Below are 12421 nucleotides of genomic sequence, written 5' to 3'. Positions count from 1 at the left end.
CCCAATATTGTATTACATTCAAATCGGAAGCTTCGGCTTTCGATTTGCTTCATAGGCTAGTAGTTCAATTGGTAGAGCGTCGGTCTCCAAAACCGAATGTTGGGGGTTCGAGTCCCTCCTGGCCTGCCACTTTTTTTAAATAAAAAAGCTTAATTCTGGCTAAGTTGTCATATAATAATTCGCGAATTCTACGACGAGTAAAAAAATGTCGAATGATAAATCGCGTGACGCATTAAGCGACGCGCCAATCCCTCAAAGAAATAATGCTGCAGAAGTTATAAATGCAAGTTCGCCGCTTGATATTGTCTTGTGGTTAATTGCAATTGTTTTGTTAGTTGGTTCAGCATTGGTAAATCAACATTTACCAGCCTATTGGGCACCTGCAAATGATATTTGGGTGCGCGTTGGGGTAATTTTGGCTTGTGTCGTCGTCGCTTTAGGTTTATTATACGCCACCCATCAAGGCAAAGGCTTTGTGCGTTTGTTGCAAGATGCGCGAATTGAACTGCGTCGAGTGACCTGGCCAACAAAACAAGAGACGATCACGACATCGTGGCAAGTGCTTTTGGTTGTGGTTGTTGCATCATTGGTTTTATGGTGTTTCGATTACGGGTTAGGTTGGTTTATTAAGTTAATTATCGGGTAAGAGTGCGATGAAACGTTGGTATATTATTCATGCCTATTCAGGTTTTGAAAAACAAGTGATGCGTTCACTTAATGACCGAATCCAGCGCAGCACTGTTGCTGATAGTTTTGGTGAAGTCCTTGTTCCTACTGAAGAAGTAGTTGAAATGAAGGATGGTAAGAAGCGTAAGTCTGAGCGTAAATTCTTTCCTGGCTATGTATTAGTTGAAATGGAAATGAATGATGATACTTGGCACATCGTTAAAGAGTGTCCAAAGGTTCTAGGTTTTATTGGTGGTACACCAGAAAAACCAGCGCCAATTTCTCAACGTGAAGCTGATGCAATTCTTGCACGTGTACGTAATACAGGTGAAGCACCTCGTCCTAAGACAATGTTTGAGCCTGGTGAAGAATTACTCGTAGTTGATGGTCCGTTCACTGACTTTAAAGGGGTCGTGGAGGAAGTACAATACGAAAAGTCACGTTTAACGTTGACGATTAATGTATTTAATCGACCAACGCAAGTTGAACTCGAGTTTCGACAAGTCGAAAAAACGATTTAATTTGAGTTGGTTGGTAAGCGCCCGATTTGATCGGGCATTGTTGTTCTAACACTTCGGTGTTGTTTAATTTTTTGGGGAGCCTAGCGGCGACTGTACCCAGAGGTAATTTTCAATGGCTAAGAAGATTGACGGCTATATCAAGCTGCAAGTTCCAGCTGGTAAAGCAAATCCATCTCCACCAATTGGTCCTGCTTTAGGTCAACGTGGTGTAAACATCATGGCATTCTGTAAAGAATTCAATGCTGCTACACAAAAACTTGAAGTTGGCTTGCCAATTCCTGTCGTGATTACTGTGTACAACGATAAGTCGTTCACATTCATCATGAAAACTCCACCTGCATCTATTCTTCTTAAGAAAGCTGCTGGTATTCAAAAGGGTTCTTCTGTACCTAACAAAACTAAAGTTGGTAAGTTGACTCGTGCTCAATTAGAAGAAATTGCGACTACTAAAGAACCAGATTTAACTGGTGCTGATTTAGACGCTCGTGTGCGTACCATTGCTGGTTCTGCACGTTCTATGGGCTTGGAAGTGGAGCTATAAGACATGGCAAAGTTAACTAAACGTCAAAAAGCCATTGCTGCTGCTGTAGAAGCAAACAAAGTTTATACTTTGGAAGAAGCAGTACAGGTTCTTAACAGCCTTCCAGCTGCGAAGTTCAAAGAATCATTAGACATCTCTGTAAACCTTGGTGTTGATCCACGTAAATCTGATCAGGTTGTTCGTGGTGCGACGACTTTACCTGCGGGTACTGGTAAAACTGTACGTGTTGCAGTATTTGCTCAAGGTGCTGCTGCTGAGGCTGCGAAAGCTGCTGGTGCTGATGTTGTTGGATTTGATGATCTTGCTGAAAGCATTCAAGGTGGAAACCTTGATTTTGACGTCGTAATTGCTGCTCCTGATGCAATGCGTGTTGTTGGTAAGTTAGGTACAATTCTTGGTCCACGTGGCTTAATGCCAAACCCTAAAGTGGGTACAGTGACTCCAGATGTTGCTAATGCAGTTAAAAATGCTAAATCTGGTCAGGCACGTTACCGTGTAGACAAGGGTGGTATCATCCATGCTGCAATCGGTCAACTTGGCTTTAGCGAAGAAGCTGTGCGTCAAAACGTTGAAACTTTAATTGCAGATTTAAAACGTTTAAAACCTGCAACGTCTAAAGGTGTATACGTTAAGAAGATCACTTTGAGCTCAACTATGGGTCCTGGTTTGATCGTTGACGTAAACAACGTTTCTAAGTAATTAGAAAGAATTTTGAAGTCTTAGATTTTTTCATTGGAAAAATCTAAGCAAACTTTGAATTGATAAATGAATGTTTATCAGCGTCAAAGACCTCAGGCGAGGCAGTTCTTAGGATTTGCTTCTTAAAATACCAGTCTGAGTAGACGCGGTGGTGTGATTTGTTGCTCCTCCGCGTGTAAGTCGAAAGACTTACGAATTGGGAGTGTACCTGTGTAGGTACATAAATCACCGTTAGGAGGTTTTACGATGGCTCTTCTTATCGAAGACAAAAAACAGATCGTTGCTGAAGTAACTGAAGTTGCTTCTACAGCGTTCGCTGCCGTTGTTGCTGACTACCAAGGTTTAACGGTTGAGCAATTAACTGCTCTTCGTGTTGAAGCTCGTAAACTAGGTGTTGCTACACGTGTTGTACGTAATACTTTAGCTAAACGTGCTCTTCAAGATACGCAATTCTCTATCTTGAATGACAATCTTGTTGGTCCAACAATCTTAGCATTCTCAACTTCTGAAGACGATATGGGTGCAGCTGCACGCTTGTTCGAAGAATTTGCTAAAACTAACAAAGCATTTGAATTAAAAGCTGCTGCATTTGACGGCAAACTTTATCAAGGTGAAGAAGTTAGTATTATTGCGAACCTTCCGAACCACGAAAAAGCGCTTACTATGCTTGCCTCTGTTCTTCAAGCTCCTATTTCGAAATTGGGTCGTTTACTTACAGCGCTCCAAGAGAAAAACGAGTCAGAAGCTGCTTAAGCTTAAATCTACTTTCACACCATTCAATATCCATTTGGAGTTATTCTCATGGCTTTAACAAACGAACAAATCTTAGACGCAGTTGCTGAATTAAAAGTTATCGAACTTGTTGACTTAATCAAAGCATTTGAAGAGCGTTTCAACGTATCTGCTGCTGCTGTAGCTGTAGCTGCTGGTCCTGCTGCTGCTGTTGTTGAAGAACAAACTGAATTCAACGTTGAGTTGACTTCTTTCGGTGCTAACAAAGTTGCTGTAATTAAAGCAGTTCGTGAAGCTACTGGCCTTGGTCTTAAAGAAGCTAAAGATCTTGTTGAAGGCGCTCCTGCAGTTCTTAAAGAAGGCGTTTCTAAAGAAGAAGGCGAAGAACTTAAGAAGAAGCTTGAAGAAGCTGGTGCTACAGTTACACTTAAGTAATGCTGTAGGGAGTCGATTTTTTCAAAATCGGCTCCAAAAAATGGCTGATGGCTCTTGGGTCATCAGCCTTTTTGCGTTACAATAATCGGCTCGTTTTTTGATAGTTTTACGTTTATTGTGCGTATTATTTAAACAAAATTCATGAAATCAAACGCTTACCAATATTTTTTTGCTTATAAAAATATTGTTAAGCGTTTTAATACCACTAAAAATTGCAGCATTTGTAAACAGTGGTGGCCATATCGGCCTGCGTAATTCCTTCTAGACCCGTTCTGCAGGCGGGTTTAGTTTACTTTCCGAGGACTCCAGATGGCATACTCATATACCGAAAAGAAACGGATCCGTAAGAATTTTGGTAAATTGCCCCACGTAATGGAAGCACCGTACTTACTGTCGATTCAGGTCGATTCGTACCGTACATTCTTACAAGGCGGTAAAACTCCAAAAAATCGCGAAGATATCGGTCTCCAAGCCGCATTTCGTTCAGTTTTTCCTATTGAAAGTTATTCTGGCAATGCTGCTTTAGAATTTGTTGAGTATAGTCTTGGTAAGCCTGAGTTTGACGTACGTGAATGTATTTTACGTGGTTCAACTTATGCAGCACCAATGCGCGTAAAAATTCGTTTGATCATTAAAGATCGTGAAACGAAATCAATTAAAGACGTGCGTGAACAAGAAGTATACATGGGTGAAATGCCGCTCATGACTGATAACGGTACTTTCGTTATCAACGGTACTGAGCGTGTCATCGTATCTCAATTACACCGTTCACCAGGTGTATTCTTTGACCATGACAAGGGTAAAACCCACTCAAGTGGTAAAGTGTTGTATTCAGCACGTATTATTCCTTACCGTGGTTCATGGCTAGATTTTGAATTTGATGCTAAAGATTTAGTATTCGTACGTATTGACCGTCGTCGTAAGCTGCTTGCAACGGTGATTCTACGTGCCTTGAATTACAGCAATGAACAAATCTTGAATTTGTTCTATGAAAAAGTACCTGTATATCTTGATATGGGTAGCTATCAAATTGATCTTGTTCCAGATCGCTTACGTGGTGAAATGGCACAATTTGATATCTTAGACAATGATGGTAAAGTGATCGTTGAACAAGGTAAACGTATTAATGCACGTCACGTACGTCAAATGGAAGCTGCGAACTTAGCCAAGCTTTCTGTACCTGATGAATATTTATATGAGCGTATTACAGCTGAAGATATCACACTGAAAAGTGGTGATGTGATTCCTGCGAATACCGTTCTTAGCCATGACATCATGGTGAAGATCGCTGAAGGTGGTGTTAAACAGTTTAATATCCTGTTCACGAACGACATCGATCGTGGTCCTTTCGTTGCAGATACATTGCGTGCGGATACAACAACAGGTCGTGAAGAAGCACTTGTTGAAATCTATAAAGTAATGCGTCCAGGCGAGCCGCCAACGAAAGAAGCTGCTGAAAACTTATTCAACAACTTATTCTTCTCTTCTGAGCGTTATGACCTTTCTCCAGTAGGCCGTATGAAGTTCAACCGTCGTTTGGGTCGTCCTTACGAAGTCGGTACTGACCAGAAGTCACGTGAAGTTGAAGGTATTCTGTCACACGACGATATTATTGATGTATTACGTACATTAGTAGAAATTCGTAACGGTAAAGGTGAAGTCGACGATATCGATCACTTGGGTAACCGTCGTGTACGTTCTGTTGGTGAAATGACAGAAAACCAATTCCGTGTTGGTTTAGTTCGTGTTGAACGTGCTGTGAAAGAGCGTTTAAGCCAAGCAGAAACAGATAACTTGTCTCCGCAAGATTTAATCAACGCGAAACCAGTTGCTGCCGCAATCAAAGAATTCTTTGGTTCAAGCCAATTGTCTCAGTTCATGGACCAAAACAATCCATTGTCTGAAATTACACACAAACGTCGTGTATCTGCGCTTGGTCCTGGTGGTTTGACACGTGAACGCGCGGGCTTCGAAGTACGTGACGTACATCAAACTCACTATGGTCGTGTTTGTCCAATTGAAACGCCTGAAGGTCCAAACATTGGTTTGATCAACTCGCTTTCTGTCTATGCAAAAGCGAATGACTTCGGTTTCTTGGAAACACCATATCGTAAAGTTGTTGATGGTCGTGTGACTGATGAAGTTGAATACTTATCTGCAATTGAAGAAGTAGGGACTGTTATTGCACAGGCCGATTCTGCAGTGGATAAAGATGGTACTTTAACTGAAGAAATGGTTTCTGTACGTCATCAAGGTGACTTCGTTCGTATGTCGCCTGAGCGCGTAACGCATATGGACGTTTCTGCTCAACAGGTTGTATCTGTAGCAGCGTCATTGATTCCATTCCTTGAACACGATGATGCGAACCGTGCATTGATGGGTTCAAACATGCAACGTCAGGCTGTTCCTACCTTGCGTGCTGACAAGCCGCTTGTTGGTACAGGTATGGAAGCAAACGTAGCACGTGACTCTGGTGTGTGTGTGATCGCTGACCGTGGTGGTGCGATTGAATATGTTGATGCATCTCGTATCGTTATTCGTGTCAACGAAGATGAAATGATCGCGGGTGAAGCGGGTGTAGATATCTATAACCTGATCAAATATACACGTTCAAACCAAAATACATGTATCAACCAAAACGTTATCGTAAACTTGGGTGACAAAGTTGCTCGTGGCGATATCTTGGCTGACGGTCCATCGACTGACATGGGTGAACTTGCGCTTGGTCAAAACATGCGCGTCGCGTTCATGACATGGAACGGTTATAACTACGAAGACTCGATCTTACTTTCTGAGCGTGTTCTTCAAGAAGACCGTTTAACGTCAATTCACATTCAAGAATTGTCATGTGTAGCACGTGATACTAAGTTAGGCGCAGAAGAAATTACTGCCGATATTCCTAACGTTGGTGAAGCTGCACTGTCTAAATTGGATGAGTCAGGTATTGTTTATATCGGTGCTGAAGTGACTGCAGGTGACATCCTTGTTGGTAAGGTAACGCCTAAAGGTGAAACTCAGTTAACACCTGAAGAAAAATTACTTCGCGCAATCTTTGGTGAAAAAGCGGCTGACGTAAAAGACTCGTCTTTACGTGTTCCGTCTGGTACCAAAGGTACGGTGATTGACGTTCAAGTCTTCACACGTGATGGTTTAGAAAAAGATGAACGTGCTCAAGCAATTGAGAAAGCTCAGCTTGACGCATACCGTAAAGACTTGAAAGAAGAATACAAAATCTTCGAAGAAGCAGCACGTGAACGTATTGTTCGTTTGTTGAAAGGTCAAGAATCTAACGGTGGTGGTTCAACTAAACGCGGTGATAAACTTTCTGAAGACTTATTGTCTGGTTTAGAGCTTGTTGATTTACTTGAAATCCAGCCAAATGATGAAGCAATTGCTGAGCGTTTAACTCAAATTCAAGTGTTCTTGAAAGAGAAGAGTTACGAGATTGACGAGAAGTTTGCTGAGAAGAAGCGTAAACTTTCTACAGGTGATGAATTAACCACTGGCGTATTGAAGGTTGTTAAGGTTTACCTTGCAGTTAAACGTCGTATCCAGCCTGGTGATAAGATGGCGGGTCGTCACGGTAACAAGGGTGTTGTATCAAACATCTTGCCAGTTGAAGACATGCCACATGATGCCAATGGTGTACCAGTCGACATCGTATTGAACCCACTAGGTGTACCGTCACGTATGAACGTGGGTCAGATTCTTGAGACTCACTTGGGTATGGCGGCGAAAGGTCTTGGCGATAAGATCGAAAAAATGTTGAAAGAACAACGTACAGTGATTGAACTGCGTGAATTCTTAGACAAGATTTATAACAAGGTTGGTGGTGAGCAGGAAGAGCTTGATAGCTTGACTGACGCAGAAATCTTGGCGCTTTCAGGTAACTTGCGTGCTGGTGTTCCATTAGCAACTCCAGTATTTGATGGTGCTGAAGAAAGCCAGATCAAAGACTTACTTGAATTGGCAGACATTTCTCGTACAGGTCAAACAGTATTGTTTGATGGTCGTACAGGTGAACAGTTTGACCGTCCTGTAACTGTAGGTTACATGTACATGCTCAAATTGAACCACTTGGTTGATGACAAGATGCATGCGCGTTCAACGGGTTCTTACTCACTTGTGACTCAACAGCCGCTTGGTGGTAAAGCACAATTCGGTGGTCAGCGTTTCGGTGAGATGGAAGTATGGGCACTTGAAGCATACGGTGCTGCATATACGCTCCAAGAAATGCTTACAGTGAAGTCGGATGACGTCGAAGGTCGTACACGCATCTATAAGAATATTGTAGATGGAAACCATTATATGGATCCGGGTATGCCTGAATCGTTCAACGTATTGACCAAAGAGATCCGTTCTTTAGGTATCAACATTGAACTGAAAAATGGTGACTAATTAGTTCCATTTAATCCCCCCAATCCCCTTTGAGAAAGGGAGAGCTCCCACTTTAAAAGAGTAGGAGCTTCCCTCCTTAGAAAAAGGAGGGATTGAGGGAGGATTGTTCAGTAAAAACAATATTTGTGACCCAGTCGGGTGAGCGTAGCTCCTCGACACACGGAGAAAAAAATTGAAAGACTTGCTCGATATCATGCGTAAGAAAACGGATTCAGAAGGTCATGCACCTGTTGAATTTGACCGTATCCGTATTGGTCTTGCGTCACCAGAGATGATTAAGTCATGGTCTCACGGTGAAGTTAAAAAGCCTGAAACCATTAACTACCGTACTTTTAAACCTGAACGTGACGGTTTGTTCTGTGCCAAAATTTTTGGTCCAGTAAAAGATTATGAATGCTTGTGTGGTAAATACAAGCGTATGAAATATAAAGGCGTCATTTGTGAAAAATGTGGCGTTGAAGTAACAACTGCAAAAGTTCGTCGTGAGCGTATGGGTCATATTGACCTTGCTTCTCCAGTTGCACACATCTGGTTCTTGAAATCATTACCGAGCCGTATCGGTTTACTACTTGATATGACACTACGTGATATCGAGCGCGTATTGTATTTCGAATCTTATGTTGTTACTGATCCTGGTATGACTCCGTTTGAAAAGTATCAACTTTTAACAGACGAAGAATACTACAATGCACTTGAAGAACACGGTGATGAATTCACTGCGAAAATGGGTGCAGAAGCAGTTCAGGATTTATTAAAAGATATCGATCTTGAAGCTGAGATTGCGCGTTTACGTGAAGAAATTCCACAAACAACGTCTGAGACGAAACTTAAAAAAGCGTCTAAGCGTTTGAAATTGATGGAAGCATTCAAAGATTCAAACAACAAGCCTGAATGGATGGTGATGAACGTACTGCCAGTACTTCCACCAGACTTACGTCCGCTTGTACCACTTGAAGGTGGTCGTTTCGCGACTTCTGACTTGAACGATTTATATCGTCGTGTGATCAACCGTAACAACCGTTTGAAGCGTCTTCTTGACCTTGCTGCACCAGACATTATCGTACGTAACGAAAAACGTATGTTACAAGAGTCTGTAGATGCGTTGCTTGATAACGGTCGTCGTGGTCGTGCGATTACAGGTTCGAACAAACGTCCATTGAAATCTTTGGCAGATATGATCAAAGGTAAACAAGGTCGTTTCCGTCAAAACTTACTTGGTAAGCGTGTTGACTATTCTGGTCGTTCGGTAATTACCGTAGGTCCTACTTTACGTCTTCACCAATGTGGTCTTCCGAAGAAGATGGCACTTGAACTCTTCAAGCCATTTATTTTCGCGAAACTACAAGCATCTGGCCAGGCAACAACCATTAAAGCTGCGAAGAAAATGGTTGAGCGTGAAACCCCAGAAGTTTGGGACGTTCTTGCTTCTGTAATTCGTCAACATCCAGTCATGTTGAACCGTGCGCCAACACTTCACCGTTTAGGTCTTCAAGCATTTGAACCTATTCTGATTGAAGGTAAAGCGATCCGTCTTCACCCACTCGTATGTGCTGCGTTTAACGCCGACTTCGATGGTGACCAAATGGCGGTACACGTTCCATTGACACTTGAAGCACAGTTAGAAGCGCGTGCGTTGATGATGTCAACCAACAACATCTTGTCACCTGCAAACGGTGAGCCAATCATCGTTCCTTCTCAGGACGTTGTCTTGGGTCTTTACTACATCACACGTGATGCGGTAAATGCCAAAGGTGAAGGCATGGTGTTTGCGGATACACACGAAGTTAACCGTGCGTTGGCAACGGGTAAAGTTGCGATCCATGCGCGTGTAAAAGTACGTGTACACCAAACTGTTATTGATGAAAACGGTAACCATGAAAAGCAAACCATCATTGTTGATACAACACCAGGTCGTTGCTTGTTATGGGAAGTTGTTCCACAAGGTTTAAGCTTTGAATCGATCAACCTTGAGATGACCAAGAAAAACATCTCGAAGTTAATCAACTCTTGCTACCGTAAACTCGGTTTGAAAGATACCGTTATCTTCGCTGACCAATTGATGTATTTGGGCTTCCGTCAAGCGACGCGTTCAGGTGTATCAGTCGGTATGGAAGATATGTTGATTCCACCAAATAAGCACACCATTATCGACAAAGCTGAAACTGAAGTTCGTGAAATCGAACAACAGTTTGAACAAGGCTTCGTTACTGCGGGTGAGCGCTATAACAAAGTGGTCGATATTTGGGCGCGTACCAATGACCAAGTTGCGAAAGCGATGATGGACAACTTGTCTTATACCCTTGTGAAAAACAAACAAGGTGAAGACGAGAAACAGAAGTCATTCAACTCAATTTATATGATGTCTGACTCGGGTGCCCGTGGTAGTGCGGCGCAGATCCGTCAGCTTGCTGGTATGCGTGGTTTGATGGCGAAGCCAGATGGCTCGATCATTGAGACCCCAATTAAAGCAAACTTCCGTGAAGGTTTGACAGTACTTCAGTACTTCATCTCAACACACGGTGCGCGTAAAGGTTTGGCCGATACCGCATTGAAAACTGCGAACTCTGGTTACTTGACTCGTCGTCTTGTAGACGTAGCACAAGATTTAGTTATTACTGAATCTGATTGTGGTACAGCGGGTGGCTTAGTGATGACACCATTCATTCAAGGTGGTGACGTGATCGAGCCATTACGCGATCGCGTATTGGGTCGTGTAACTGCTGAAGATGTACGTCGTGCATCTGATGATGAAGTTGTACTTCCACGTGGTACGTTAATTGACGAGAAAATTGCTGCTGAGCTTGAAGAAGCGGGTGTCGATGAAGTTAAAGTACGTTCAGTAATTGCATGTGAATCGACATTCGGTGTATGTGCGCGTTGTTATGGTCGTGACCTTGCACGTGGTCACTTGGTGAACCCAGGTGAATCAGTGGGTGTAATGGCTGCACAATCAATTGGTGAGCCAGGTACACAGTTAACGATGCGTACCTTCCACGTGGGTGGTGCTGCAAGCCGAACTTCTGCTGCAAACAGTGTTCAAGTACGTAACAAAGGTACTGTACGTTTCCACAACGTGAAAACTGTACAACATGCTAAAGGTCACTTGGTGTCAGTTTCACGTTCAGGTGAAATTGGTATTGCGGATGACTTAGGTCGTGAGCGTGAGCGCTATAAACTTCCTTACGGTGCAAGCATCTTGTTGAAAGATGGTGAAGCTGTAGAAGCGGGCGGTATCGTGGCGACTTGGGATCCACATACACATCCACTTGTTACCGAAGTTGCTGGTAAAGCGCGTTTCAGCCAGATCGCTGATGGCGTAACTGCAACCTCTAAAACTGATGATGCAACAGGTATGACTACTGTTGAAATCTTGCCTGTAACAGCTCGTCCTGCTTCTGGTAAAGATTTACGTCCTGCAATTGTGTTGGATACAACAGATGGTGGCGAACAATTCTACTTCTTACCACAAAATACGATCGTAACCGTTCGTGATGGCGCAACGATTGGTGTGGGTGATGTACTTGGTCGTGTACCACAAGAAACTTCACGTACCCGTGATATTACCGGTGGTCTTCCACGTGTAGCTGACTTATTTGAAGCACGTAAACCGAAAGAACACGCGATTCTTGCAGAAGTATCAGGTGTTGTAAGCTTTGGTAAAGAGACTAAAGGTAAGAACCGCTTAGTGATTAGCCCTGATGATGGTTCTGAGATCTACGAAGAATTGATTCCAAAATGGCGTACCATTAACGTGTTCGAAGGTGAACATGTGAACCGTGGTGAAACCATTTCTGATGGTCCACAAAACCCACATGACATCTTGCGTTTGAAAGGTGAAGTAGCATTAACTAACTACATCGTGAACGAAGTTCAAGACGTTTACCGTCTCCAAGGTGTAAAAATCAACGATAAGCACATTGAAGTTGTTGTACGTCAAATGTTGCGTAAAGTTGATATCACTGATGGCGGTGATACAAGCTTCATCAAAGGCGAGCAAGTGGATTACATCCGCGTTGTTCAAGAGAACCAAGCTGTCTTGGCTCAGAACAAGTTCCCAGCGAAGTTTGAACGTCAATTGATGGGTATCACCAAAGCGTCGCTTTCTACTGACTCATTCATCTCTGCTGCATCGTTCCAGGAAACAACACGCGTGTTAACTGAAGCTGCTGTAACAGGTAAAGAAGATGATTTACGCGGCTTGAAAGAAAACGTTGTTGTAGGTCGTCTGATCCCAGCAGGTACGGGTCTTGCGTATCATTTAGAACGTCGTCGTCAAGAATCTGAAGCTGCTGAATTTGAACTTCACAATGATTTCAGTGAAGTTGATCAAGCATTTAGTCAAGCGTTGAACTCAGACCAGTTCTAAGTCTTAACGAATTAAAAAAGGCACCTTTGGGTGCCTTTTTTATGTTTGAAAATAGCAAAATGA

General features: G+C 42.8%; 8 protein-coding genes and 1 tRNA gene. All 9 read left to right on the top strand.

Annotation, left to right across the window (positions count from 1 at the left end; translation table 11 throughout):
- Window positions 1-53: 53 nt before the first annotated feature.
- A tRNA-Trp gene (locus O1450_RS14710) sits at window positions 54-129 on the top strand.
- Window positions 130-205: 76 nt separating this feature from the next.
- On the top strand, window positions 206-646 hold the full coding sequence (gene secE / locus O1450_RS14705; protein WP_004659360.1) for a preprotein translocase subunit SecE: 441 nt from the start codon (window positions 206-208) through the stop codon (window positions 644-646).
- A gap of 7 nt (window positions 647-653) precedes the next feature.
- Window positions 654-1187: a transcription termination/antitermination protein NusG gene (nusG, locus tag O1450_RS14700; protein ID WP_004659359.1), complete on the top strand. Its 534-nt coding sequence runs from the start codon at window positions 654-656 to the stop codon at window positions 1185-1187.
- A gap of 112 nt (window positions 1188-1299) precedes the next feature.
- On the top strand, window positions 1300-1728 hold the full coding sequence (gene rplK / locus O1450_RS14695) for a 50S ribosomal protein L11 (RefSeq protein ID WP_004637639.1): 429 nt from the start codon (window positions 1300-1302) through the stop codon (window positions 1726-1728).
- A gap of 3 nt (window positions 1729-1731) precedes the next feature.
- Complete coding sequence (gene rplA, locus O1450_RS14690) at window positions 1732-2427, top strand: 50S ribosomal protein L1 (RefSeq protein ID WP_269229020.1); 696 nt, start codon at window positions 1732-1734, stop codon at window positions 2425-2427.
- A 246-nt stretch (window positions 2428-2673) separates the two neighbouring features.
- The gene (gene rplJ, locus O1450_RS14685) at window positions 2674-3180 is read left to right on the top strand and encodes a 50S ribosomal protein L10 (RefSeq protein WP_004659354.1); all 507 of its coding nucleotides are present in this window, start codon (window positions 2674-2676) and stop codon (window positions 3178-3180) included.
- A 48-nt stretch (window positions 3181-3228) separates the two neighbouring features.
- Window positions 3229-3594, top strand: coding sequence for a 50S ribosomal protein L7/L12 (gene rplL, locus O1450_RS14680; RefSeq protein WP_269229019.1), 366 nt, complete (start codon window positions 3229-3231; stop codon window positions 3592-3594).
- Window positions 3595-3903: 309 nt separating this feature from the next.
- Window positions 3904-7992 (top strand): DNA-directed RNA polymerase subunit beta, encoded by a 4089-nt coding sequence (gene rpoB / locus O1450_RS14675; RefSeq protein WP_269229018.1) that lies wholly within the window; start codon window positions 3904-3906, stop codon window positions 7990-7992.
- A gap of 172 nt (window positions 7993-8164) precedes the next feature.
- Window positions 8165-12358 carry a DNA-directed RNA polymerase subunit beta' gene (gene rpoC, locus O1450_RS14670; RefSeq protein ID WP_269229017.1) on the top strand — a complete coding sequence of 1398 codons (4194 nt, stop codon included), beginning with the start codon at window positions 8165-8167 and terminating at the stop codon, window positions 12356-12358.
- Window positions 12359-12421 lie beyond the last annotated feature (63 nt).

This window comes from Acinetobacter sp. TR11 (genome assembly GCF_027105035.1).
Lineage (GTDB): Bacteria > Pseudomonadota > Gammaproteobacteria > Pseudomonadales > Moraxellaceae > Acinetobacter.
The sequence above is the reverse complement of the archived record's forward strand: the minus strand, read 5'-3'. Positions and strand labels throughout refer to the sequence as shown.

Coding starts and splice junctions, on each gene's coding strand:
- rpoB (WP_269229018.1), top strand. CDS start 3,904: ATGGCATACTCATATACCGAAAAGAAACGGATCCGTAAGAATTTTGGT.
- rplA (WP_269229020.1), top strand. CDS start 1,732: ATGGCAAAGTTAACTAAACGTCAAAAAGCCATTGCTGCTGCTGTAGAA.
- nusG (WP_004659359.1), top strand. CDS start 654: ATGAAACGTTGGTATATTATTCATGCCTATTCAGGTTTTGAAAAACAA.
- secE (WP_004659360.1), top strand. CDS start 206: ATGTCGAATGATAAATCGCGTGACGCATTAAGCGACGCGCCAATCCCT.
- rplL (WP_269229019.1), top strand. CDS start 3,229: ATGGCTTTAACAAACGAACAAATCTTAGACGCAGTTGCTGAATTAAAA.
- rplK (WP_004637639.1), top strand. CDS start 1,300: ATGGCTAAGAAGATTGACGGCTATATCAAGCTGCAAGTTCCAGCTGGT.
- rplJ (WP_004659354.1), top strand. CDS start 2,674: ATGGCTCTTCTTATCGAAGACAAAAAACAGATCGTTGCTGAAGTAACT.